This window comes from Shouchella rhizosphaerae, assembly GCF_036700015.1.
GTDB lineage: Bacteria > Bacillota > Bacilli > Bacillales > Bacillaceae_D > Shouchella > Shouchella rhizosphaerae.
On the sequence record NZ_CP144921.1, the window covers coordinates 3,143,788 to 3,167,486 of the forward strand.

The window sequence follows — 23,699 nt, forward strand, 5'->3', positions numbered from 1 at the left end:
TTCCCAGCCAATTGGTGGTGTTGTTTTTATTAAACCACAGCTAAGGTAAGAGAGGAAGAGCAAAATCAATAAAAGGATGAAGGCAATGGGAATCGCTTTTTTACATGGCATGATTTTATCCATCGGGCTCATATTGCCCCTTGGTCCACAAAATTTGTTCATTTTTAATCAAGGAGCGACACATAAAAAGCTGTTAAACGCAATGCCCGCTGTCATAACGGCATCATTATGCGATACGGCTCTCATTTTGCTTGCTGTCATGGGTGTGTCGGCAGCGGTGCTTGCTATTCCTGGACTGCAAGTGTTCTTGCTCGTTTGCGGGTTTGTCTTTTTGCTATGGATCGGACAATCGATTTGGCGGGCAAAACCTGAACATGCCAGTGCCGTAGATGAAACGTTGTCAATGAAAAAGCAAGTGTTATTTGCTCTGTCCGTGTCAGTTTTAAATCCTCACGCGGTATTGGATACAATTGGCGTCATAGGCACGAGTTCGCTTCGCTATGAAAGTTTAAGTGAGAAAGCGATGTTTGCGCTAGCATGCATTGCTGTTTCTTGGCTCGCTTTCTGTTTGCTTGCTGCTGCTGGGAAGACGGTGCGGGCGATTGATAAGAGAGGTACATGGCTTGTGCTCGTCAACAAAGTCTCGGCCATTTGCATTTGGGCAATGGCGCTGCTTATTGGCGCCCAACTCGTGCAAATCATTTTTTAAGGAAGAACGATATGTTAGGAGGCTAGCAGCTTTATAGTGGCTAGCCTTCCAGCGAGCAATCGACTTGCGAGAAAATAAAATGAGTTACAGTTGACGCGTACGGGCTTGCAGAATCAATAAATGCTTCGGCGTCGGCAAAGCTTGCAAATTGCAGTTTGAGCAAATAACAAGCTTTGCCTGCGACGCGGTAACAAAATTCGACGTTCGGCAACGTTTGGATATAGTGTTTGAACGCATCATAGCGTCCATGTTTAATCGATGCTTCGACAATGCATTGGATCGGCAAGCCTAATTTCTCATAATCGACTTCAATCGTATATTTTTTGATCAATCCAAAGGATTCCATTCGTTTTACCCGTTCTGCCACCGATGGTGAAGACAAATTGACGCGCCGCCCGAGTTCTGCCATCGACAAGCGGCTGTTTTGCTTTAAAAGCTTTAATAGACTTCTGTCGGTTTCGTCCATTTTCATTTTAATGTATTTCCTTTTTATGATTTCGATTTATAAAGTGAAAACAATAAATTCATTACGTTTCCTATGTTTATCCGAATGATCACTTTATATAATTGAATTGTACAAAGGAGGCAGACAAATGGCAAGAATTGAGAAATCACCTATCGGCCAAACGCCATTCCAACAGTTGCTTGGCCACAATCCGAATATTTTAGAAGCATGGGGAAATTTGGCCGCCCAATTAGAGCGGGAAGGAAGTCTTAGCGTGGAGCTAAAAGAGCAAGTTAGAAGGACACTGGCCCAAGGAAACGGCTGTGCTTATTGCAAGGCGAAAGGAAAACCAGATCAGCACCACGTTGACGAGAAGACGGTGTTGGCAACTGGTTTTGCGGACGTTTTCCTTAAGAACAGAGACGCGATTGATGAAAAGCTGTTCCAACTGTTGAGTGAGCAGTTTTCTACAAAAGAAATAAGTGAGCTTTGTGCGTTTATTGCCTTTACTACTGCCCAGCAATATTATGGAGCGATGATGGGGTTGGAGGCCGAGTCGCCAAATAGCTAGGAAAGCACATCGGAAGAAAGTGAGCCAAAGGCAGTCCAGGCGTGATGCCAGGATCGGGAGTGCCTCGGTTCCTAAAAAGCACGGTTGCGCTACCGGTGGAAACGGTTATCCGTTCCCCCTCGGTAGCGGCTGTATCCTCCAAGAAAGACTATTCCATTTTCATCCCTTCGTTCCCGTTCTTGGCTGTAGTTGGAATCGCTACATGTACGGAACCCCCTCCTGAAGCGGCATTCTCAATCGAGAGGCTGCCATTATGAAGCTTGGCAACATTGGAAGCGAAAGTGAGGCCAATGCCGTAATGGTTGTTTGTATGTCTGCTTTTCTCTTCCATAAAAAAGAGCTCTGTCGCTCGCTTTAATGCTTCAGCAGAAAACCCCTTGCCTGTGTCCGTCACAGTAAAGTGGAAAGTCGTTGGCGTGCAGGCAGCCTCAATGAAAATAGATCCTTGTTCAGGTGTGTAATCGATCGCATTGGTGACAATGTTTAGCAAAGCACGATGGAGCAGATGTTGGTCGATTTCAGCGGCCGTTAACTCGTTTTTTTGGCAGACGATTTTAACGTTTTTGCTTCCTTTATAGGCTGAAGCGTCTGCCAATAACATTTCAACGAATGGAGCTAAGTCGGTTTTACGTAATGTTAGCGGCAAAGATCCGTCTGTATGGGACAAGTGGATCAATTGGGAAATGTATTGCTCGATTTTATGGACCGCGTTTAAAATATAGTGCGTATACGCCGACTGTTCTTCTTGTTGTCCGCTCAAGCTTAATAATTCTGCATTCCCCTTAATGACCGTTACCGGGATTTTAAGGTCATGGGCGAGGGCACCAATTTGTTCACCTTTGGCTTTTTCCATATGCCACTGCGTGTTCAATGAATGCTGGAGGGACTGTTTCATTTCCAGCAGGGAGTCAATGATCTCATCAAATTCCTTGATTTTAGAAGACTCAGGAGTAAAATCGAGATTTTGCTCTTGAATCTGTTTCGTTATCGAATGGAGTTTTTTAAACTGTTTTTTCATCCTGTTGGCAAAGTGTGTCGTTACAGCAAAAGCGGTCGCAATAAGCAGGATGACGAGCAGGGCGATGCTCGTTAGTTCATAGTTCGGCAAATGCTGCCGCAAGAAAGGGGAACGGAATTCCGCTCGCAATGGGTATTCGATGACGCCTATTTCATCGGGCCGCTCAACAACCATATAGCCAGTTTGGCGAATATGGTTTGTATAGGGTTCATTGGTAAGCATGCTTTGCACAGTTTGTAAACTCTTGTCTGATAGCGTTCCTTTTGTTTTGACGTTTAATTCTTTATCAAAAATGGCGTAAGACATCATTTCAGGGATCATGTTATCCGTCACTTGTTCCACTGTTTCTAATGACGGCCTCAGGTTTTCAGCTTCACGTTCATAGTGATTAGCTGGGTAAACAAAACCTGCATTTAATGCAATGATATGAAGCAACAAGTAGAGGGCGGCCACCGTCGTTAGGCTAACGCCTAATGTTAACATATAAAAAATCAGTTCTCGCCGCAGTGTCTTGTTTGATTTGCCTATTCCCATTTGTATCCGATTCCCCAAACTGTTTTAATCGGGTCGACTTCGTGTTCTTTGCATTTTTTGCGGATGGTGCGGATAAATTCAGTAATCGTGCCATGCAAGGCATTTCCGTCTAACCCATAAATTTCATCGTAAATTTGGTCCCTTGAAAATGTGCGCCCTTTGTTTTGCGCCAAAAAGGCGCAAATTTTATATTCGTTTTTTGTCAAGTTTAGCTTTTGGTTGTTGATATGCACTTCTTTATTGTCAAAATCGAAGACAAACCCTGAGATCACCCGTTTAGTATGGTGTTTTTCCCGGTTTTCCCGGCGCAAATGGGCGTTTACTCGAGCGCTGAGTTCTCGTATGCTAAACGGTTTTGAAATATAGTCGTCCCCACCGCTTGTAAACCCTTCTACGACTGCCGCTTCCTCTGCCTTCGCTGTTAAAAACAGAATCGGGCAATCAACAATAGGACGGATTTTTTCGCATAAGTCAAACCCATTAAGATGAGGCATCATCACATCGAGCAAAATCAGGTCGTAACCCGCAAAAGCGTTAAGAGCGACTTTGTCTGGTTGAGCGATCGTATCGACTTTATGTCCATCACGCTGCAAGATATTTTGGATAAGCACAAGAATGTCTTGTTCGTCATCGACTGCAAGAATGTTTGCCATCTGTTAACCATTCCTTATTGAACGTTCTTTTTACTTGCGAAGGAGAAAAAGCGTCAAAACTCTTATTCTAACGCCTTTTTTCCTTCCCAACGATGAAACCAGATACTGCTTATAACGGTTACGAATAGTATAACAGATGCGACGATCATGAACCCAGTACGCAATTCTTGTTGAAGAAAGGACAAAAAAACAGGTTCCATTTGTTCAAACTCGACGATTCCCGCATACCCGGATAACCGTGTCCCCCAAGCCCATGGGTTGTATTTCCACCAAGCATCGCCTAGCCCTGTGCCCATAAGCGCTGTCATCAGCAAGCCAGCGACGCCAAACAAAGCAGACGCACCAATTCCAAACAAACAACTAACAAAAAAATAGAAAAAATAAAGAACAACGCTTGTGGCAACTAGCCATGCCCCGCCAATCAAAAAAGGCAGAAGCGGTAGTTCAGCATGTGATAAGAGGAAACCTAGCGACAATAACCCGATCGCCAAAAAGATGGATACGCCGTTTAACAAAATTAGAAAGATCATTTTGCTAAAATACGGAATGAGTTTCGGTAATGGGGCGCCGACAATGTTTTGGAAGTGCCCCGCTCGTTCTTCTTGAGAAACCGATAAACCGCACACAAGGGCAACGACAAAAGGCAAGGCAATCGCTAATGGCGTCATAAACAACTCATAGATATGAGCGCCATCGAGTTCCCGGACGTGGAAATAGAGCAGGCATACCGCTGAATACAGCAGTGGAGCAAGTAAGTGAACCCACATAAAAGCAGTGCGTTTCGTTTTAAGAACGTCGGCATATAAACATCGTAGCAGGTGCACGCCTTTATGCCACCTCCTGTTTCGACTTCTGTACAACAGCGAAAGCGAATGACTTTCCAGAGATCATAAGCAATACTGCGAACAACAATAAAGAAAGTATGATAGCAATCGGAATGACAGTCATGCTAAGCAATGGGTCGCCCTCTTCAAGGGGCAAGCCATTTGGGTGGATGCCAATCGTAGGGCTCATTGCTCGGATCGGCCAGCTCCACGGCCATGCCCACCAGTAAGCTTTTGTGGCGGCGATAATGCCGAATGCTAGGCAGCCAAAAAGATTGACGATCAAAGAAACCGCAAAGCCGAATTTTTTGGCAAGCAAGAGACAAAACGGAATTTGCCATAATGTCGTGGCCCACAGTAAGAAGCAAGCAGCGATAACAGGGAAAGGACCGACTGGAAATAGTGGGACAACCATTTCGATCAGAAACATGATTACAAGAAAAATGAGTTGTGAAGCAAGGGAATAAAGGGCAATAACGCTTGCTTTCGCTAGCCAAACGAGCCGCAAATCGACAGGCGCTGAATAGATGCCGTTGTAGTTGGAGGCCTGTTTTTCCCGGACGTGGGCCAAAGCGCAAAACAAAGCAATCATCATCGGCATAAACAAAATCGACCACCAATTGAAGGTGAGATACACAAAGTATTCCATGTTCATAATAAAAGAAAAAGCAACTGTTAAGAGTGGGACGATGCCAATCATTTTTCTCGCAAATGTTCTTTTTAGCTTTAAGTTTTCAGCTTTCATGTATGAGATGAACATTGTTTATTTCCTCCTGTTTGTTTTTACAACTTCCATAAACAGCCCTTCTAAGTCATCTTTGCCTTTGATGCTGTCTTGGTAGCCGAGGCGGCCTTCGCTTATGATGCCAATGTGGTCTGCCATTAATTGGACTTCCGACAAAATGTGGCTTGATAAAATGACGGTCATGCCTTTTTGCGGAAAAGACGTAATCAGCTCCCTTAATTCTTGGATGCCAAGTGGGTCCAATCCGTTCGTCGGCTCGTCAAGGATGAGCAATTTCGGCTGATTCAAAAGGGCAATGGCAATGCCGAGCCTTTGTTTCATTCCCATCGAAAATTGGCTAGCTTTTTTCTTGCCAGTATGGGTTAAATCGACGGTATGGAGGACTTCCTCAATTCGTTGTGTAGGGAGCCCGCGCAATAAGGCATGTACTTTCACATTTTCAAATGCTGTTAAATTGCCATAAAGGGGCGGGGCTTCAATCAGAGAACCAATGTCTTTTAACATAGACCGGTTCCAGTGGCTCCCGTCAAATAAAATCTCCCCAGAACTGGGGCGTAAAATGCCCGTTAACATTTTTAGCGTTGTTGATTTTCCCGCTCCATTAGGACCAAGCAACCCATAGATGCTGTTTTTTGGTACGCGTAATGACACGTCTGCTACAGCAGCTTGTTTGCCAAAACGTTTGCTCAGTTGTTTCGTCTCTAACATGATTGTGCTCACAAAGACCTCTCCTTTTCCAAGTCATCATTAACTGAGATAAGGATAGCGGATAATTATCAATAATTAATCAAGAAATGGGGAAATGTAGGTTTCGTGATGCCGTCATTTGGCGAAAGGAAATTTGGGAATAGCGAAGGGTGTGTTGAAGTGGATCAGCGTGTAAGCAAACTTATCGAATTTTAGAGAAAGGAGAAAGGCCCGTTTTTGCCTACTCCTTTAAATTTGTTAAATGGATTCGGTAAAACGCTTTGCGGAATGCAGTCGGCGTCATGCCTTCTGTTTTTTTGAAAAGGCGCATAAAATATTTTTCGTCTTGGATGCCGACGTCAGCAGCAACTTCTTTGATCGTGCGTCTCGTCCGCGATAGGATGTCTTTTGCTTTTGTCATTTTGACAAGTGTAATGTATTTTTGCAAAGACATGCCGATATGTTGTTTAAACTGCCTCGTTAAATAATCTGGGTTGTAATTAAACTGGTCGGAGACGCGCTTAACGGTAAGAGGTTGGTTCGCGTATACCCGAATCCATTCCATAATGTGGGATAAATCGCGTTGAAGGCTTGTTTTCGCAAGAGGCGAAGCATAAGAGGCAATCAGTTGTTCTGACAATTCAATTAGCAATGACGTCATAATATAACTGGCGCCTAAATGAGTGCGGCCACCTCCTTGGGCAAGGTCTGTTAGTTGATTAAACAAAATGTTCAGCCTTTCGATTTCTGGTGGCTTGAAAAACGTCGGTATAAAAATGAATGAAGCAAGAATATGGCTGTACGGTTCTTGGCGAAAGCGCATAATCTGTTCGTCCATTTGTTTTTTGTCTAGATACGTTGCACGGTGATTGTCTAAATTAAAGTGAAACCAATAGTAGGATAAGCCAGGCTTAGACGGTTTGATCCCCCTATGTTTAATGCCTTTTTTTAAAAGCAACGTGTGGCCAGGACCGACTTCGTATAGCTGGCCCTCTTGCTCAATGAACAAAGAGCCGCGGATGCCGATCAACAATACATAGCTGTCCAGCGTGCGGGTAGGATGGCAAAAGGGCTTCATTGTTTCGACTCGCCCGGCTGATGCATAACGAACAGGTTCTAGCGCATGAATCATTAAATAGTCGCTTTCCATGGATAAGTCCGCCTTCCCGTATTTTTTTCCATCGTACGAAAGAAGGGCGGAAAAGTCCACCTTTTCTTATTTCCTCGCTACCGACAGCAAAAACAAGGCTTGGTATGATCATTTTTGAAAGGGCTTACAACAAAAGGAGGATGACAATGCTTGAACAACGCACTCGCCATATACACGTAACCGATGATTTTTGGGGGCGTTACATTGACATAGTAAAGGAAAAGGTGATTCCTTACCAATGGGCAGCATTGCATGATGGCATAGAAGGGGCGGCGCCGAGCCATGCGATTGAAAACTTAAAAATCGCTGCTGGCGAAGCCGAGGGCGAATTTCACGGCTTTGTTTTCCAAGACAGCGATGTGGCTAAATGGATTGAAGCGGCCGCTTATACACTTGCCGAAAGGCCTGATCCTGAGCTGGAGCAACGCTGTGATGAACTCATCGCACTCATTAGCCGTGCCCAACAACCGGATGGCTACTTAAATACGCATTATACGATCAAAGCGCCGACAAAAAGGTGGACCAATTTGCGTGACAATCATGAACTTTATGTAGCTGGGCACTTGATCGAGGCGGCAGTTGCTTATTATGAAACGACAGGTAAACAGGCACTTTTGGATGTGGTGTGCAAGTTTGCTGATTTAATTGACCAAGTGTTTGGCCCTGAACCTGGGAAACTTAGAGGCTACGACGGCCATCAAGAAATCGAGCTTGCGTTATTAAAATTATATCGCGTTAAAGGAGAGCGACGCTATTTGCGGTTGGCGCAATTTTTTATAGAAGAACGGGGAAAGGAGCCCCATTTTTTCGACGACGAAGCAAAAAAACGAGGCGAGGACGGAACGTTTTGGTACAGCGGTCGATACGAGTATTCACAATCACACCTACCTGTACGGCAGCAACAAGAAGCAACGGGCCACGCCGTTCGTGCCGTTTATATGTACACCGCTATGGCGGATTTAGCGAATGAAACAGATGATGAGCAGTTGGCAAAAGTGTGCCGAACGCTTTGGGACAATGTGACCAACCAGCAAATGTATATTACAGGCGGCATCGGCTCGGCAGAGTTTGGCGAAGCATTTACATTTGCTTATGACTTGCCAAATGATTTGGCTTATACAGAAACATGCGCTTCGATTGGGCTAGTTTTTTGGGCCAAAAACATGCTGGAACTTGAAGCAGACAGCCGCTATGGCGATGTCATGGAACGGGCGCTTTATAATGGCACCATCAGCGGCATCCAGCTTGATGGAACGAAGTTTTTCTATGTCAACCCCCTTGAAGTGTGGCCACAAGCTGCTAAGCACCGCCACGATTTAAAGCATGTCAAAACAGAGCGCCAGCCGTGGTTTGGCTGTGCCTGTTGCCCGCCCAATATAGCGAGGCTGCTGGCTTCTATTGGTCAATATATTTACACAACGAAAAATCAAACTGGATTTATCCACCTTTATATCGGAAACGAATCGACGCTCACAATCGGTTCAGGTGAAGTGGGACTAAAAATGAAGTCTTCCTTTCCATGGAAAGGAGAGGTGGGATTGGAAGTAAATCCGGACACGAGCAGGCCATTTACGCTTGCCTTCCGTATTCCGAGCTGGGCAAACGACTATCAACTCACGGTCAATGGCCACTTTGTCGATGTGGAAGTCCGCAACGGCTACGCTTACGTGGAGCGGACTTGGCAAAAAGGCGACCATATTTCGATCCAGTTTCCGCTGGAAACGAAAGTGATCTATGCTCATCCCGAGGTGAGAGCCAACGCTGGCAAAATTGCGCTGCAACGGGGCCCGATTGTGTTTTGTGCGGAAGAAGCAGACAACGGCAGCAACTTGCAAAGTGTGGCAATCCGCTGCCAGGAAAACATCGACGCGTCCTTTGCTAATGATCGCTTAAATGGCGTGATCGTGCTCGAGGGAAAAGGCGTTCGTACAGTCACAGCCAATGCAAACGGGTCTCTCTATTTAGCTAAAGAGGCGTTGCAAACAGAAGAAGTGACATTGCAGTTCATCCCTTATTATGCCTGGGCCAACCGCGGCGAAGGCGAGATGGCTGTTTGGCTGCGTCATAGATAGCTTTTAAAAAGGAGGAAAGGCCAATGAAAGGTCGGTTAAAGGACGCCTGTCATGTTGTCACGCTTCTAGCCGCCTTTAGTTGTTCCGGCTGCCTGTTTGCTTCTGTCGGCACCAATGACCCAGTAGAGCTGCGTTTTACCTACTGGGGTGGGCCGCTAGAGCGGGAAGCAGTTGAAACATTAATTTCCACATTTAATAACGAGCATCCAGGGATTCAAGTGAGGGCACAGCTTGTCCCGATTAATAGCTATGTGGAGAAAATGAATGTGATGGCTGCATCGAAAACACTTCCCGACGTTGGCTATTTTCCAGAAGGCAGCTTGTACCCGTGGGTGGAAAACGGCATGCTTCGGGATTTGACACCGTTGTTGACAGGAAACGAAGCAAACGAAAAGCTCGATTATACGCTATATCAGTTTCATGATGGGCCGATTGCTGGGGGCAGCGTTGCGAATGAAGTGATAAACATTTATTACAACAAACAATTGTTTGCAGAAGCGGGAGTAGAATTGCCGCCGACAAAGGCAGAAGAGGCATGGAGCTGGGATGAATTTGTTGAGGTTGCCAAAAGGCTCACTGTAGACCGGAACGGACGGAGGGCGAATGAGCCTGGCTTTGATGAGAACCGGATTGAAACATACGGCGTCAGCAATTTTACGGGGTGGATCGACTCGTTCTTATTCAGCAACGGCGGCGGTTTTGTTGATGAAACAGGCAAACAGTTGATGATCGATCAACCTGAATCAATTGAAGTGTTGCAGCACGTTGCCGATTTAATGTATGTGCATCATGTTATGCCAAAGCCGTCGGATTTATCAACCGTTCCAGCGACAGACACGGCGCTATTAACAAAGCGTGTCGCTATGGCCGTTGATGGCCAATGGGCGATGCAAGAACTTGGCCGGGCGAGTGTCGAAGACGGTTTGGATTTTGGCATCGGCGTGCTGCCATATTTTGAACAACCAGCAACGACCAATTACGGCACGCCGATTGTGGCCTTTGAGACAGGGAAGGAAGGCGAGCATAGGCAAGCAGTCGATACGTTTTTAACATACATTATGGATCCGGAAAATGTGTTAATGCTTATTAATGAAGGGCTGTGGATGCCAAACGAAACAGCCTGGTATGAGGATCGTGAAAAAATAGAGCGTTGGATCGACACGCCGATTCATCCACCTGAATACGAAGAGGCAGTGATCGACTGGGCTAAAGACTATGTTGTCCAAAACCCGAATTATTTCTGGGATGATCGGCAAAAAGCAGGCGACATCATTTCACCTGCCCTAGACCAGCTATGGCTAAACAACAAAACAGCAGAGGAAGTCGTCCATGAAGACATTATGCCAAGGATGAAACGCCAGTTTGGCGATAAATATGAGTAGGGAGGGGGCAAATGTGGACATTGAACCGCTGAAACCGTCGATACGGGCAAGGAAAAAGGCGACCCGGTTTGCGAGAAAAGAGTATCTTGCTGGCTACCTGTTTACACTGCCGGCAATTTTGGGCTTGCTTGTGTGGACGATTGGCCCGATCATTGCCAGCTTGGTTTTGAGCTTCACCGATTACCAAGTGATCGCGGAAACCATCAATTGGATCGCTTTCGACAATTATATAACCATTTTCACGGAAGATCTTTATTTTAAACAAGCGCTTATCGTCACGCTGTACTTTGCGTTTGCCAGCACTGCTGCTACACTCGTCGCTGCCTTGTTGATCGCCTTGCTGATGAACATGAAGGTAAAAGGGCAAGGGCTGTGGCGGACGCTCTTTTATTTGCCTGTGCTTGTGCCGGCAGTGGCAGCGAATATTTTATGGATGTGGTTATTTAATCCAGAATTTGGCCTGCTCAATGGCATTCTCCGCTTCTTTGGGCTCCCTGCCTCTATGTGGATCTATGACGAGGCCTCGGTTATCCCATCGCTGATTTTGCTAAGCATATGGGGCTGCGGCGGCGCTGCCCTCATTTTTCTAGCTGGTCTCCAAGAAATCCCGAAAGACCAATTGGAAGCAGTCGAGTTGGATGGCGGAAATGCGTGGCATCAGTTCCGCTTTGTGACACTCCCTGCCATTTCGCCGATCATCTTTTTCAATTTGATTATGGGGCTCATCGGCGCATTTCAAACGTTTAACCAAGCCTACATTATGACAGAAGGAGGGCCCAATAATGCCAGTTTGTTTTATGTGTATTTAATTTATCGAGAAGCGTTTGTCCACAGCAATATGGGGTATGCAAGCGCGTTAGCGTGGATTTTGTTCCTTGTTGTCTCGTTGTTCACGGTGTTGATTTTTAAATGGGGCAAAGGCTGGGTTTTTTACGGAGGTGGCAAATAATGCGAAGTCGGGGCTGGAAAATCGCCGCTTATTGCTTGTTGCTTTTCGGAGCGACTGTGTCGTTGCTGCCATTTTTCTGGATGGTCCGAAGTGCGCTCATGACCTCTTCTGAAATTTTCCAATTTCCGCCGAAAATGTTGCCGGATCATTGGCAATGGGGCAATTTTATTGAAATTTTCGAAGTTGTTGAATTCGGTTTGTACGTGAAAAATACACTGTTTATCCTGATTCCTGTCCTAATCGGAACAGTGTTGACAAGTTGCATGTGCGGTTTTGGTTTTGCACGTCTTCAATTTCCAGGGAAAAATATTTGGTTTACACTTATTATTGCCACGATGATGCTTCCGCCTGCCGTCACATTAATTCCAACTTTTATGCTTTGGACGGAGCTTGGCGCCATTAATACGTATTGGCCTCTTGTGTTCCCAAGCTTTTTCGGCGGTGGCGGTTTCTTCATCTTTTTAATGAGGCAATTTTTTATGAGTATTCCCCGGGAATTAGACGAAGCGGCATTAATCGATGGCGCCAATTACGTGCAAATTTTTGTTTTCGTGCTCCTGCCCCTTGTCAAGCCTGCGCTACTAGTTGTTGCCTTTTTCACTTTCACGAATGTGTGGAATGACTTTTTCGGCCCATTGATTTACTTAAATGACGAATCATTGTTTACATTGGCACTCGGCCTTTTGCAGCTCCAAGGCACGTATACATCAGACTGGAATTTAATTATGGCTGCGGCTACTGCAATGACGTTGCCGGCAATTCTTGTTTTCTTTCTGGGGCAAAAATATTTTGTTGAAGGTGTTACGCTAACGGGCATCAAAGGATAGAAAAGGAAAATGATCAACGAATTAGAGGAGCCTTGGCAACTATGTCGAAGTCCGTAAACGGGCGTTTCACAAAAAAGTCCGCAAAGGGATGAAGCACAATGTTTCGGCATCATGTTTATTTTCTAAGCGCAGCGATTTGTCTGGCTGTTGCTGTTGGCTCACTTTTTCTCTTGGAAAATCCGCTCTCATTCGCTGTCATTTTTGGCGGGTTGTGTATACTCAACATCGTTAGAGGCTGTTATCATTATCGAAACGCAAGAAAACGAAAAAACAAAGAGTGGGCTTAAGCCCACTCTTCCTTTAATAAACTAAACAAATAAAGGTCAATATACCGGCCTTTTGCCTTTTCATACTGGCGCAAAAGCCCTTCATTTTGAAAGCCGATTTTCTCTAACAAGCCAATCGAGGCGCTGTTTTCCGGTTCGACTTTTGCTTCAATCCGATTTAATGCAAATGAAGCAAAGCCGACTTCCAACAATTTCATGAGCGCTTCCTTCATATAACCATGGCCCCAATAAGGTTCCCCTAATTCATAGCCAATTTCGCCTCTGTCATTGTCAGCATCAAGCTGGTTAAAGCCGCAAGTGCCGATCAGATCGCCTGTTTCAGCGAGGAAAATCGAATAGCGGTTTCCTTTCTTTTCTTTGCTTAGCTGTGCAAACATCTTAATAATGTCTTCTGCTTGTGTGACATCCGTTAACGGAATGATATTCATAAATTTTGTGACCGCCGGTGTTGACCAAATGGTGAACAGCTCGGGGGCATCTTTGTCTGCCAATTCCCGAAGGTAGAGGCGGTTTGTTTTCAATGAGTTCATTATGCCTAGCAGCTCCTTTATTAAAAAATAGTATTAGAAAAGGCAACTTAGGCTATCTGGCATCGTTCACCTCGCTTTTTGTCTTTTTACAGTATAGCGTAGTCAGAAGGAGCGAGCAAATCCAATAGGAAGTTTGGAAAGTAGAAAAATGCTCATAATAAATCGAAAACGATGTTTTGTGATCACACTGGGGTTGAACATAGCATAATCCGCTATGTAAAACGGCTGTAAACAGGTTTTTAACTGATCGTGGTCATTAATAAACGGCAAGTAGCGTACACGATGATGTTAGATTTGCTATCATAGGGGGTGAGGTGAGCAAACATGCATTCTTTTGGAAGTAAACTGAAACAGCTCCGTGAAGAACAAGGGTTTTCACAAGAACAATTGGCGAAAGAATTGAACGTTTCGAGGCAAGCCGTATGGAAATGGGAGACAGACAAAGGTTTGCCAGACATTCAAAATATTGTCCGCCTAAGTGAATTATTCGACGTTTCGACTGATTATTTATTAAAGGAGAGCGAGCTAATAGCGGAACCCACTTCGAGTAGGAAATGGGACAGCGAACAAGACATTGGTTTTTATTTAGGGATGATTCTAATTTTAATTGGCGCTTTGGCATTTGAAGGGAGCGCTTCATGGATTTGGATATCGTTTGGGTTAGCCTTTCTCATATTTTTTGATGATCTGCTCATTTCAATAAAGCGTTTCTTTTCTAATCGTGACAATTAAATGAGAGTGAGTGCTTCTGAGAGGAATTGCTTCCTTTGATATGGTAAAGTTAAAGCAGCGGACTTTCTTGCCTTGTTGAAGGAGGAATACATATGGGCACAGTGCCTGCCAACCCATTTAAAATTATACAATTAGCTTTTAAGGAAACCGTGCCAAAAGCGCATGCCGAGCTGCAGAAATGGCATCAAGAAGCATTAAAAATCGACGATGTTGATATCCGAGAGCAAGCCGCTTGGACGGTCAATGATAAAACGTTTCACTGTGAAGGTGGCAGCATTTTTGCATTGCTGGCAGGAGAAAATAAGGACAACCATATTCAATTTTTAGTTGCCTACCAAACGATTTGTGATTATCTTGATACACTTTGTGACAAAAATGATGCCCATGATCCAAATGATTTCCGTTCCATCCACCAAGCACTTTTAGACTGTTTGACGCCGGACAAACCCCATGGCGATTATTATCAGTATCGTGATCACTTTGAAGACAACGGGTATTTGCGGAAATTGGTCGATGCTTGCCGGGAAGCGACTGCTTCTTTTCCTGGATTTGCAGACATGCAAACGCATATGCAGGAAGTATCCCAGTTTTATATTGATTTTCAAGTATACAAGCATGTCGAGGAAGAAAAACGTGAGCCGTTATTAAAGGATTTTTATGAACACAACAAACACTTTGCCCCGACGATGCGCTGGTATGAATTTGCTTGCGGAACAGCCTCGACCCTTGCATTATACTGTATGGCTGCTTATGCCGCTGCCCCTGTACAGACTGCTCAAGGCCAGCAAATAAAAGAGGCCTATTTTCCTTGGGTACAAGGCGTCCATATTCTGCTCGATTATTTTATTGATCAAGAAGAAGACCGCCAAGAAAACGAAATGAATTTTGTCGCTTATTATGGAGACAGCAAAGAGATGTTCGAGCGTTTTAAATACATTGATGAGAAGGCGACAGAAAAGCTGCAAATGCTTCCTGATAAAAAATTCCACTTACTTTTGAAAACAGGACTGTACGCGCTCTATTTATCAGATAAAAAAGTTATGAGCCATCCTCGTTTGAAAGCAGAAGCAAAACAATTAATCAAACTAGGCGGTTTTCCAGCAAGCCTGTTTTATTACAACCGTTGGATTTTTAAACGTAAAATTTCATAATCAAGGCGCAAAAGTGTCGATATAGTCGACAAAATCCCAGACTGATAGAAAACGCTTGTCGGCCGACGCGTGATCGTGCAGATTGAACGTGGGTTCATGAGCAGATGAACAGGTGGCGGCGAAGGATGCGAGCGTTTGTCTACAGTCTGGCCAGGGCGCTAACAGCACGTTGATATTGTTGGCGAGGCGAGAAATGATGGACTTCACCAAACCCTTTTATAAAAAGTCTAGTAATCTTATGGGAGATTAAGTATAATAGGGGAAACAACAAAAGAGGTGACATCATGTTTAAGAAAAACGCTTTATGGTTAGCGGTTGCAGCTTCTGCCATGCTTGTCGTGACTGCATGCTCAAACGACCCTGAACAAGCAGAAAATACAAGCGATGAGGCGGAAAACAGCGCAAGCGGGGCCGAGCTAACGATTGATTTGTCGTCTGATCCTGTTTCTCTCGACCCCCATGGGGCAAATGATGGGAATTCATTATATGTAATGGGAACTCTTTATAATAAGTTGGTTGAGTTTGATGAAAACAATGAGATTCAACCAAGCTTGGCGACAAGCCTTGAACAAATAGAAGATGATGTCTGGGAAGCAAGGTTGCGTGAAGACGTAACATTCCACGACGGCAGTGCATTTAATGCTGAAGTCGTTAAAGCCAACTTGGACCGTGTTCGCGACCCGGATCTAGGTTCCCCTGTTGCGTTTTTGTTTGATAAAATCACCGATGTTGAAGTCATCGATGAGTACACGGTTCATATCCATACAGACGGCCCATTTTCGCCGCTTCCGTCCCATTTAGCTCACCCAGCTGGTGGAATGATTAGCAAAGAAGCGATTGACGCTGATTATGAAGCAATCGAAAACGGCGAACCTGCTTCTTCATACGTAGATGCACATCCGATCGGCACTGGTTTTTTTGAATTGGACAGCCGTACATCAGGCGAATCGGTCTCTGTAACCCGGAATGAAGATTACTGGGACAAGGACAATCTTGCTAAAGCAAGCGGAATTACCTTTAAAACGGTTCCAGAGGAAGCCACGCGAATTGCTGAGTTGCAAGGCGATGTAGCGGATATTATTTACCCAGTTAACCCGAGCAGCATTTCGGAAATCGAGTCTGCCGAAAATACGACTGTGAAACAGTCCCCGAGCTCGAACTTGACTTATCTAGGCTTTAACACTGAAGTTGAACCGTTTACGGATAAGCGAGTACGCCAAGCCATTAATATGGCGATTGACAAAGACAGCATTATTAACGGCTTATTGGACGGCGTTGCTGAACCGGCGATTGGGCCACTTGCTCCTACTGTTACAGGTTACAGCCAAAACATCGATACGTTCGAATACGACCAAGAAGAAGCGCGGCAGCTACTGGCAGAAGCAGGCTACGAAGACGGTTTTGATGCGACATTAACTGTCAACAGCAGCACTGCCTCATTAGTTGATTTGGCTACCTACTTGCAAGCCCAACTTGAAGAAATTGGCATTCATGTTTCCGTTAATCCGGTTGAGAGTGCTACGTATTTGGAAATGACCGGCGATGGCGAGACGGAAATGTTTATCGGCACATGGGGAACCGTAACTGTCGATGCCGATTATGGCTTGTACCCGATGTTCCATTCATCCAACTTTGGCGCCCCTGGCAACAGAACGTTCTTTGCCAATGAGCAATTAGACGATTTGCTAGAGCAAGCGCGTAAAGAGACGGATGAACAAAAGCGTTTGGCCCTTTATGAAGAAGCGCAAAACGTGTTGGCCGAGGAAGCGCCAGTCGTCAATTTGTACCACTCTGTGTTATTGGCCGGCATGGGCGATGACATTGAAGGGTTCTGGCAATATCCAGCAAGTATTTTCTATTTACGTGATACGGAAAAAGTCGAGTAATTTAATTGGCTAGTAAATGGCTATAAAAGCGGCGCGCTGCGATTGACAGTGGCGCTGCTTTTTTTGTAATGAGCGCGATTTCCCTAGTAGGGATGGCTATATCAACCGGGATTTCGACTAACTCGCCTTGCTCAAGTTCCTTTTTGATCAGCTCTTTAGCAACAAAGCCAATTCCCATGCCAAGCTTGGCGCACTCAATTAGCAGTTCAATGCTCCCGACTTCCAACTCTGGAGAAAACGTTTGCCCCTGTTGTTGGAATAAACGCTCAAGAAAAGAGCGAGTGCTGCTCCCTGCTGAAAAAGAGACAAGCGGGTAGCGGGTAAGCTCCGTTAATGAATGGGTACCGTTATGAAGCGTTTTGTATGTTGGACTAGCACAAAAGAGGCAAGTAGTCGATGTAAAAGGGGTTATTTCCACGTCCTTCTCGTTAATAGGCAAGTGCACAATCCCTATGTCGATTCGCCCTTGCTCTAATTTTTTCATAATGTCTGGCGTCGAGCCATGCTGGAACTTAATATCAAGTTTTGGCCAACGTTTCAAGAAAGAGGGAACCCGTGGCAACAAATAATGTTTGCAAATCGAGTCGCTGCTAGCAATGGTAATTGATCCACTTTCAAGCGCTTTCAATGATTGGAGGTGCCGTTCGCCTGTTTCAATATGGGCAAATGCTTGCTTGATGTACGAGTAAAGCACATTGCCTTCAGTGGTTAAAAAGACCCCTTTTGAGTGCCGGATAAAGAGCGACACGCCTAGTTGAGTTTCCAATTGTTTAATGGCGTGGCTGACACTAGGCTGTGTAATAAATAGAGAGGAAGCGGCTTTGCTAAAGTTTTGTTCTTTGGCCGTTGTATAAAAAATGCGGTAATGCTCTAAATTTGTCATAAATATCACCTATGTCATCGATTAATAATATTGATTTCATTTATATCATTTCTGTCATTAAAATAAAAGGAAGAACGAAAACAAAGGAGATTGGACCATGGTTCAGTTTGATTCACAAGCACGTAGCCCTTGGACGCCTTTAGCAGGCGTCGAACGCCTCCGTTTAACGCCGAGCCAAAAAAGAATAAACGCTACGTTAGAAGTGCCTGGAAGCAAAAGTGCAACAAATCGCGCATTGCTGTTAGCAGCAGTTGCGTCAGGCACTTCTACATTAAGGAATGCGTTAAAAAGCGACGACACGTATTGGTGCATCGAGGCGCTAAAAAAAACGGGGGTAGAAATTGCGGTAGATGGAAGCAATGTGACTGTCTATGGGAGAGGAGGGGTGTTTCATTCTGGCTCCCTTTATATTGGTTCAGCTGGAACAGCAGGACGTTTTTTGCCTGGAATGTTGGCAGCAGCAACGGGAAACTGGCATGTGGAAGCGAGCCACAGTATGAACAAACGCCCCATTGCTCCTTTGGTAGAAACATTACAGGCATTAGGGGCAAACATTCAGTATGGAAGCCGTAGGGGCCATTATCCCCTTTCCATATCCGGTGAAGGGTTGAACGGGGGAAAAGTGAACATGAGCGGCCAGCTGTCCAGCCAATTTATTAGCGGCTGTTTATTGGCGGCCCCATTGGCGAAAAACCCTGTCTCGATCACTGTTAAAGATGGGATTGTCCAACAGGCGTATGTGCGAATCACAATCGACTTGATGGCAGCTTTTGGGGTCGAAGTGAAAGCAGCGCCTGATTGGAGCTTGCTTGAAGTGAACCCTTCCCCTTATGTCGCAAACGACATCGCGATTGAAGCGGATGCCTCAACAGCTTGTTACTTTCTTGCCCTTGCCGTAATCACAGCAGGGAAAATCCGTATACGCCATTTTTCGACGAAAACAAGCCAGCCAGATATTCTGTTTGTCTCTATCCTGAAACGAATGGGATGCAACTTTGAAATCGGACCATCGTTTGTTGAAGGAGAAGGACCTACTCGTTTAAGGGGTGGATTTACCGTTAACATGAATGAGTTATCCGATCAAGCCTTAACGCTTGCCGCAATCGCTCCTTTTGCTGACGGTCCAATTGCCATCGAAGGGGTTGGCCATATCCGACACCATGAATGTGATCGCATTCGCGCAATTTGCACAGAGTTAAGCCGCTTAGGTATCCGTGTCGAGGAAAGGCATGATGGATTAACGGTTTATCCAGGCCAGCCGAAGCCAACTGTTGTAAACACTTACGATGACCACCGTATGGCGATGGCACTCGCTCTGATTGGCGCAAAAGTAGATGGAATCGAACTAGACGACCCAGGCTGCGTTGCCAAAACATGCCCCTCTTATTTTTCCATGCTTTCCCAAACAGGAATAGGGGTAAAAGCCGTTTCTCCTTAAGCAGCCAACTCATGGAAAAACCCGCCGCAACATGCGGCGGGTTTTTCGTCAAGAAGCTCTTTTTTTATTTAGTGGTGATGTGGCCTCTGGTGGCAGTGGCCGTTTTGACCAGTATGTGGCAAGGATAGGTCCAGAAATGTTGTGCCAAGCAGCGGCGAGTACACTTGGTATGGCAGCCAATGGTGTAAAATGGGCAGTGGCCAAGGCGACGCCAAGACCGGAATTTTGCATGCCGACTTCAATCGAAATCGCACGACGCTGGCTGGCTGGCAAACGGAAAGCGAGAGCTGCTATAAAGCCTAGTGCGAGGCCGGCGGCATTATGGAGCATCACGGCAACAAAGCTAATCAAGCCTGCTTGGATCAAGCTGCCAGTGTTGGCGGCAACCACCGCTGATAAGATCGCGAGAATGGCAAGCACAGAGACAAGAGGCATCGCCACAGATGTTTTTGCTGCGACTTTTGGCAAGAAACGGTTAATCAATAATCCGGCGATAACGGGAATGACAATGACTTGAACAATCATCGTAAACATGTCGACGAAATTGACTGGCAGCCATTGGCCAGCTAACAAATAAAGCAAAGCCGGTGTAGCGATTGGCGCCAATAACGTTGACATTGACGTCATTGTAATTGAAAGGGGCAAATCGCCTTTAGCTAAATAAACCATGACATTAGATGCGGTGCCCCCAGGGACGGAGCCAAGCAGCACAAGGCCAGCTGCGAGTTCTGGCGGCAGTTGCAGCAAATAAGCAATCATGAAAGCCGTAAAGGGCATGATTGTGAATTGGGCCACAAGGCCAAGCAAAACAGGGAGTGGGCGTGTGGCAACAAGTTTAAAGTCAACTGGCTTTAACGTCATTCCCATTCCGAGCATGACGACGCCAAGCAAAATCGGTACATACGCGTTAATTGGGATAAATATTTCTGGAACAAGAAAAGCGGTGATAGCCGCTGCAATAACAAGCAATGCAAAATATTTTCCGGCAAAAGAACTGAGCCGTTCAATCCACTTCATACAACATCCTCCGTCTTTGTGTACAACAATTTATTAGGGTTCATTCGGTTTTCAGGGTCAAGGGCATGTTTGATCGATTGCATCACGCCAAGCGCAGGCCCATGTTCTTGTGCTTGGTACTTCAGTTTGCCTATGCCTACGCCATGCTCGCCTGTGCACGTGCCACCGCGCGCAAGTGCGTCATTGACAATCGCTTCATTTAAGCGGTTAGCCGCTTCGATCTCATCAGCATTAGCTGGGTCAATCATTAGCAAAACGTGGTAATTGCCATCGCCGACATGGCCAATGATGCCTCCTTCAAAAGGAGAGCGAGTGACCGCGTTTCGAGCTGTGCGAATCGCGTCTGCCAGTTGTGAAATGGGGACACATACGTCTGTCACCATCAGCTTTCGTCCAGGGGCGCTGTGCACGTAAGCATATGCCAAGTTGTGCCGCGCTTCCCATAGCTTATTGCGGGCTGCTGTATCGGTTTCAAAAGCAAAGGCTTCGCAACCGTAGTCGGCCACCATTTCTTTTGTAAAGGCCACGTCTTGTTTGAGTCCTGCTTCATTGCCATGAAATTCAAGAAAAAGTGTAGGCTTTTGGCTATAAGCAGTATCGCTAAAGGCATTGACTTTAGCAATGGAAGGTTCATCTACTAACTCGACGCGGGCAATCGGAATGCCGGCTTGTAAAATCGCGACAACGGCGGCTACTGCATCGTCTAACGTCCGAAAGGCCGCGCGCCCAGCTACAATATGTTCAGGAATGCCGTGGACACGTAACGTCAATTCTGTAAAGCAGCCAAGAGTGCCCTCTGAGCCTACAAACAATCCGTTTAAATGGTAGCCTGAGGATGACTTGGCTGCAAGATTGCCAGTTCGGATAATCGTACCGTCAGCTAAAACGACTTCCAAGTCAAGGACTTGATCCCGCATAATGCCGTACCGCACAGAAGTTGTGCCGCTGGCATTGGTGGCAGCCATGCCGCCAAGTGTCGCGTTTGCGCCAGGATCGACTGGAAAAAACAGTCCATATTTCTTTAATTCCTGGTTGAGCTGAGAACGGGTTACCCCTGGCTGAACCGTTACAAGGAAATCTTTTTCTTTGACAGCGATGATGTTATTCATTTCTGAAAAATCGATTGAGACGCCGCCTTCGTACGGTATCGCATGGCCTTCTAAACTTGTGCCGAGGCCAAATGAATAGATAGGCGCGGAAAATGATTGAGCTATTTGTATAATGGCTTGCACATCTTCAGTGCATGTGGGATATGCGACCACTTCAGGTTTGCTTGGCGTATGGTAGGATTCGTCCTTGCTATGAAGCGCAAGGGCCGTTTCATTGATTGTCACTTTTTGAGTCCCTAAATGGGCTTGCAATGCCTCGGCCAACTCAGACATGCATCATCCCCCTTTTCTGTTCGAATGTTGCGACGTTTGAAAGCTAAAACGATTCGTCCAATAATGGCAGATTATATCACGTTACGGTGGCCCTGTATAGATAAAAAAACCTGCTGTTATCGGCAGGCCACTGAGTGATGCTGCTAGACGAAGAGCAGCTTTATGCGGTGTTTCCCATCTATGTTTTCTTCAGAATTGCTTTATTGTACTTTCGGCAAAGCAATGAAAACCGTTGTACCGGTTCCTAGCTCACTCTTATACTGAATCGCGCCATGGTGGGCCTCAACAATTTTATGGCTGATCGTTAGCCCAAGCCCTGTTCCTCGTTCTTTTTGCGAATAAAAAGGTTCGCCGAGTCTTTCAATCCGGTCGGCACTGATGCCGCAGCCATTGTCTTCCACAGCCACGCAGATTTGCGTGCCGCTAGGGAAAGCTCTTACAACAATGGCGCTCGCTCCTGACTCTGCCGCATTTTTCACGACATTAATAAACAGCTGTTTTAACTGGTTAGGGTCGCACTCAAGAGATAGCCCTTCTTCTGCTTGAAGAGACAGAGTCGCCCCATTAAGCTGTGAATTCGTCCCCATTAACTGAACGACGTCCCCTAAGACTTGCCGGAGGTTGCATCTTTGAAAGGCGACTTCTTGGGGGCGCGACAAAACGAGCAATTCGCTCGCAATCGTATTAATGCGTTCTAATTCATCGAGCATAATCCGATGAAGGGGGTTATTTTCCTTGCTTTCATCCTGGAAAAGTTGGACAAATCCTCTAAGGGATGTTAGTGGGTTGCGGATTTCGTGTGCTATCCCAGCTGCTAATTCGCCAACGACTGCCAACTTTTCCGTCGTACGAAGCTTTTCTTCTGTTTCTATTATTTTTGTAATATTGGTGGCGTAACCTGTAATGCCAACTAATTCATTATCGATGATGATCGGAACCGATGCACAGTTGACAATGACACGGTCGCCATAGCGGTGGTTAATCCGGACTTGGTTGCATTGGTGTGCTTTCCGTGTCAATTTGACTTGCTCTAATTTCCAGCGCAACCGCTCGTGGTCATCTGGCTGGACGTAAGTGAGAATTGATTTGCCAAGTGCGTCCTCTTGTTTGTAACCAGTTACTTGCATAAATTTATCATTTAAATCCACAATGTTCCCGTGCAAATCAATTCTGTACACTAGCTCAGGATTATGGTCGAATAAAGCTTTGTAACGCAGCTCGCTTTCTGCAAGTTGTTTCTCTGCTTTTTTCCGTTCTGTTATATCACGGCCAATGACAACAAGCCCTTTTCGTTTCCCGTTTTCATCATAAATGGGCGTTTTAATTGTATCAAACGTCTTTTTTGTTCCATCTTTCATCGGAAAAACTTCTTCGGTTCTCGTCGTTTCTCCTCTTTCCCACGTTAAGTTGTCCGTGTGCTCGCAATAAAGCAACGGCTCGCGGCTTGCCTTGCTATAAGCCGCAAGTTCTGAATCTTTCTTTCCACGGTAGTCCACATTTTCAAGCTGGTAAAGTTTAAGGCCATAGTCATTGGTTTGAATCCAACGTCCTTCGCCGTCCTTAAAGTTAACAAAGTCAACCATTGAGTTAATCAATGTATCGATTTTTTCCTTTTCCTCTTCCAACTCCTGTAGCTTTTCGGTTTTGCTGATTAAGAGATAAATAAATACACTAGAGACAAGGACAAACACGATGCCTTTCATTCCTTGGAAAAGCGGCATGACTTCTTGGTCGAAAGCAAGAAGCACGAGGTCAGACCCCACTACCCATACTAAGCTACAAAATAAATAGAGCAATAAAATTTTCGTTCTCTGTTTCATAAGAGCC

22 protein-coding genes are annotated in these 23,699 nt (G+C 45.5%); 10 read left to right on the plus strand and 12 right to left on the minus strand.

The features are described from left to right. The first annotated feature begins 76 nt into the window (after positions 1-76). Entirely contained in the window at positions 77-709 is a 633-nt protein-coding gene (locus tag V5G21_RS15510; RefSeq protein WP_095237258.1) for a LysE/ArgO family amino acid transporter, read from the plus strand. Positions 710-749: 40 nt separating this feature from the next. Here V5G21_RS15510 and V5G21_RS15515 read toward each other — a convergent pair whose 3' ends face one another. Further along, positions 750-1,181 (minus strand): Lrp/AsnC family transcriptional regulator, encoded by a 432-nt coding sequence (locus tag V5G21_RS15515; RefSeq protein ID WP_011246055.1) that lies wholly within the window; start codon positions 1,179-1,181, stop codon positions 750-752. A 121-nt stretch (positions 1,182-1,302) separates the two neighbouring features. On the opposite strand from V5G21_RS15515, the gene V5G21_RS15520 reads away from it, so the two are divergent. Then, positions 1,303-1,725, plus strand: a complete 423-nt coding sequence (locus tag V5G21_RS15520) for a carboxymuconolactone decarboxylase family protein (protein ID WP_035206072.1) — start codon at positions 1,303-1,305, stop codon at positions 1,723-1,725. Positions 1,726-1,873: 148 nt separating this feature from the next. Here V5G21_RS15520 and V5G21_RS15525 read toward each other — a convergent pair whose 3' ends face one another. From V5G21_RS15525 to V5G21_RS15550, 6 genes are all read right to left on the minus strand, one after another. Beyond that, a complete protein-coding gene (locus tag V5G21_RS15525) occupies positions 1,874-3,277 on the minus strand; it encodes a HAMP domain-containing sensor histidine kinase (protein WP_338464921.1) in 1,404 nt (467 codons plus the stop codon). Next, positions 3,268-3,930 carry a response regulator transcription factor gene (locus tag V5G21_RS15530; protein ID WP_011246058.1) on the minus strand — a complete coding sequence of 221 codons (663 nt, stop codon included), beginning with the start codon at positions 3,928-3,930 and terminating at the stop codon, positions 3,268-3,270. The genes V5G21_RS15525 and V5G21_RS15530 overlap by 10 nt, the downstream gene beginning before the upstream one ends. Positions 3,931-3,992: 62 nt before the next feature. Further along, positions 3,993-4,754: a lantibiotic immunity ABC transporter MutG family permease subunit gene (locus tag V5G21_RS15535; protein ID WP_011246059.1), complete on the minus strand. Its 762-nt coding sequence runs from the start codon at positions 4,752-4,754 to the stop codon at positions 3,993-3,995. 4 nt (positions 4,755-4,758) lie between these two features. Continuing rightward, entirely contained in the window at positions 4,759-5,514 is a 756-nt protein-coding gene (locus tag V5G21_RS15540; protein WP_011246060.1) for a lantibiotic immunity ABC transporter MutE/EpiE family permease subunit, read from the minus strand. Positions 5,515-5,517: 3 nt separating this feature from the next. Continuing rightward, positions 5,518-6,219, minus strand: a complete 702-nt coding sequence (locus V5G21_RS15545) for a lantibiotic protection ABC transporter ATP-binding protein (protein WP_235360797.1) — start codon at positions 6,217-6,219, stop codon at positions 5,518-5,520. A gap of 208 nt (positions 6,220-6,427) precedes the next feature. Next, on the minus strand, positions 6,428-7,336 hold the full coding sequence (locus V5G21_RS15550) for an AraC family transcriptional regulator (RefSeq protein ID WP_050748952.1): 909 nt from the start codon (positions 7,334-7,336) through the stop codon (positions 6,428-6,430). A 146-nt stretch (positions 7,337-7,482) separates the two neighbouring features. Here V5G21_RS15550 and V5G21_RS15555 point away from each other — a divergent pair, with 146 nt between their 5' ends. From V5G21_RS15555 to V5G21_RS15570, 4 genes are read left to right on the plus strand one after another with little or no spacing between them, the layout of a single operon-like run. Beyond that, the gene (locus V5G21_RS15555; protein ID WP_035206112.1) at positions 7,483-9,408 is read left to right on the plus strand and encodes a glycoside hydrolase family 127 protein; all 1,926 of its coding nucleotides are present in this window, start codon (positions 7,483-7,485) and stop codon (positions 9,406-9,408) included. Between the two features lie 23 nt (positions 9,409-9,431). Then, on the plus strand, positions 9,432-10,790 hold the full coding sequence (locus V5G21_RS15560) for an ABC transporter substrate-binding protein (protein WP_051881283.1): 1,359 nt from the start codon (positions 9,432-9,434) through the stop codon (positions 10,788-10,790). Then, a complete protein-coding gene (locus V5G21_RS15565) occupies positions 10,783-11,739 on the plus strand; it encodes a carbohydrate ABC transporter permease (protein ID WP_050749031.1) in 957 nt (318 codons plus the stop codon). The genes V5G21_RS15560 and V5G21_RS15565 overlap by 8 nt, the downstream gene beginning before the upstream one ends. Further along, positions 11,739-12,566 carry a carbohydrate ABC transporter permease gene (locus V5G21_RS15570; protein WP_179290739.1) on the plus strand — a complete coding sequence of 276 codons (828 nt, stop codon included), beginning with the start codon at positions 11,739-11,741 and terminating at the stop codon, positions 12,564-12,566. Before V5G21_RS15565 ends, V5G21_RS15570 begins: the two co-directional genes overlap by 1 nt. 283 nt (positions 12,567-12,849) lie before the next feature. Here V5G21_RS15570 and V5G21_RS15575 read toward each other — a convergent pair whose 3' ends face one another. After that, positions 12,850-13,383 carry a GNAT family N-acetyltransferase gene (locus V5G21_RS15575; RefSeq protein ID WP_035206055.1) on the minus strand — a complete coding sequence of 178 codons (534 nt, stop codon included), beginning with the start codon at positions 13,381-13,383 and terminating at the stop codon, positions 12,850-12,852. A 324-nt stretch (positions 13,384-13,707) separates the two neighbouring features. Between V5G21_RS15575 and V5G21_RS15580 the strand changes: the two genes are divergently transcribed. From V5G21_RS15580 to V5G21_RS15590, 3 genes are all read left to right on the plus strand, one after another. After that, the gene (locus V5G21_RS15580) at positions 13,708-14,115 is read left to right on the plus strand and encodes a helix-turn-helix domain-containing protein (protein WP_095237247.1); all 408 of its coding nucleotides are present in this window, start codon (positions 13,708-13,710) and stop codon (positions 14,113-14,115) included. A 92-nt stretch (positions 14,116-14,207) separates the two neighbouring features. Next, positions 14,208-15,266, plus strand: a complete 1,059-nt coding sequence (locus V5G21_RS15585) for a tetraprenyl-beta-curcumene synthase family protein (RefSeq protein WP_095237244.1) — start codon at positions 14,208-14,210, stop codon at positions 15,264-15,266. A gap of 284 nt (positions 15,267-15,550) precedes the next feature. Beyond that, the gene (locus tag V5G21_RS15590; RefSeq protein ID WP_338464923.1) at positions 15,551-17,152 is read left to right on the plus strand and encodes a glutathione ABC transporter substrate-binding protein; all 1,602 of its coding nucleotides are present in this window, start codon (positions 15,551-15,553) and stop codon (positions 17,150-17,152) included. A gap of 1 nt (position 17,153) precedes the next feature. Here V5G21_RS15590 and V5G21_RS15595 read toward each other — a convergent pair whose 3' ends face one another. After that, a complete protein-coding gene (locus tag V5G21_RS15595) occupies positions 17,154-18,035 on the minus strand; it encodes a LysR family transcriptional regulator (protein WP_011246071.1) in 882 nt (293 codons plus the stop codon). 97 nt (positions 18,036-18,132) lie between these two features. Between V5G21_RS15595 and aroA the strand changes: the two genes are divergently transcribed. After that, positions 18,133-19,473 carry a 3-phosphoshikimate 1-carboxyvinyltransferase gene (gene aroA, locus V5G21_RS15600; RefSeq protein WP_338464924.1) on the plus strand — a complete coding sequence of 447 codons (1,341 nt, stop codon included), beginning with the start codon at positions 18,133-18,135 and terminating at the stop codon, positions 19,471-19,473. 48 nt (positions 19,474-19,521) lie between these two features. On the opposite strand, the gene V5G21_RS15605 is transcribed toward aroA, so the two are convergent. From V5G21_RS15605 to V5G21_RS15615, 3 genes are all read right to left on the minus strand, one after another. Further along, on the minus strand, positions 19,522-20,490 hold the full coding sequence (locus tag V5G21_RS15605; protein ID WP_011246073.1) for a bile acid:sodium symporter family protein: 969 nt from the start codon (positions 20,488-20,490) through the stop codon (positions 19,522-19,524). Then, complete coding sequence (locus V5G21_RS15610; protein WP_338464925.1) at positions 20,487-21,872, minus strand: FAD-binding oxidoreductase; 1,386 nt, start codon at positions 21,870-21,872, stop codon at positions 20,487-20,489. The genes V5G21_RS15605 and V5G21_RS15610 overlap by 4 nt, the downstream gene beginning before the upstream one ends. A 200-nt stretch (positions 21,873-22,072) precedes the next feature. Beyond that, positions 22,073-23,692, minus strand: a complete 1,620-nt coding sequence (locus tag V5G21_RS15615; RefSeq protein ID WP_338464926.1) for a PAS domain S-box protein — start codon at positions 23,690-23,692, stop codon at positions 22,073-22,075. Between the last annotated feature and the right edge of the window lie 7 nt (positions 23,693-23,699).

Bases quoted from the DNA above. Each gene is read 5' to 3' on its own strand.
- V5G21_RS15510 (WP_095237258.1), top strand. From the start codon at position 77: ATGAAGGCAATGGGAATCGCTTTTTTACATGGCATGATTTTATCCATC.
- V5G21_RS15515 (WP_011246055.1), bottom strand. From the start codon at position 1,181: ATGAAAATGGACGAAACCGACAGAAGTCTATTAAAGCTTTTAAAGCAA.
- V5G21_RS15520 (WP_035206072.1), top strand. From the start codon at position 1,303: ATGGCAAGAATTGAGAAATCACCTATCGGCCAAACGCCATTCCAACAG.
- V5G21_RS15525 (WP_338464921.1), bottom strand. From the start codon at position 3,277: ATGGGAATAGGCAAATCAAACAAGACACTGCGGCGAGAACTGATTTTT.
- V5G21_RS15530 (WP_011246058.1), bottom strand. From the start codon at position 3,930: ATGGCAAACATTCTTGCAGTCGATGACGAACAAGACATTCTTGTGCTT.
- V5G21_RS15540 (WP_011246060.1), bottom strand. From the start codon at position 5,514: ATGTTCATCTCATACATGAAAGCTGAAAACTTAAAGCTAAAAAGAACA.
- V5G21_RS15550 (WP_050748952.1), bottom strand. From the start codon at position 7,336: ATGGAAAGCGACTATTTAATGATTCATGCGCTAGAACCTGTTCGTTAT.
- V5G21_RS15555 (WP_035206112.1), top strand. From the start codon at position 7,483: ATGCTTGAACAACGCACTCGCCATATACACGTAACCGATGATTTTTGG.
- V5G21_RS15560 (WP_051881283.1), top strand. From the start codon at position 9,432: ATGAAAGGTCGGTTAAAGGACGCCTGTCATGTTGTCACGCTTCTAGCC.
- V5G21_RS15565 (WP_050749031.1), top strand. From the start codon at position 10,783: ATGAGTAGGGAGGGGGCAAATGTGGACATTGAACCGCTGAAACCGTCG.
- V5G21_RS15570 (WP_179290739.1), top strand. From the start codon at position 11,739: ATGCGAAGTCGGGGCTGGAAAATCGCCGCTTATTGCTTGTTGCTTTTC.
- V5G21_RS15575 (WP_035206055.1), bottom strand. From the start codon at position 13,383: ATGAACTCATTGAAAACAAACCGCCTCTACCTTCGGGAATTGGCAGAC.
- V5G21_RS15580 (WP_095237247.1), top strand. From the start codon at position 13,708: ATGCATTCTTTTGGAAGTAAACTGAAACAGCTCCGTGAAGAACAAGGG.
- V5G21_RS15585 (WP_095237244.1), top strand. From the start codon at position 14,208: ATGGGCACAGTGCCTGCCAACCCATTTAAAATTATACAATTAGCTTTT.
- V5G21_RS15590 (WP_338464923.1), top strand. From the start codon at position 15,551: ATGTTTAAGAAAAACGCTTTATGGTTAGCGGTTGCAGCTTCTGCCATG.
- V5G21_RS15595 (WP_011246071.1), bottom strand. From the start codon at position 18,035: ATGACAAATTTAGAGCATTACCGCATTTTTTATACAACGGCCAAAGAA.
- aroA (WP_338464924.1), top strand. From the start codon at position 18,133: ATGGTTCAGTTTGATTCACAAGCACGTAGCCCTTGGACGCCTTTAGCA.
- V5G21_RS15605 (WP_011246073.1), bottom strand. From the start codon at position 20,490: ATGAAGTGGATTGAACGGCTCAGTTCTTTTGCCGGAAAATATTTTGCA.
- V5G21_RS15610 (WP_338464925.1), bottom strand. From the start codon at position 21,872: ATGTCTGAGTTGGCCGAGGCATTGCAAGCCCATTTAGGGACTCAAAAA.
- V5G21_RS15615 (WP_338464926.1), bottom strand. From the start codon at position 23,692: ATGAAACAGAGAACGAAAATTTTATTGCTCTATTTATTTTGTAGCTTA.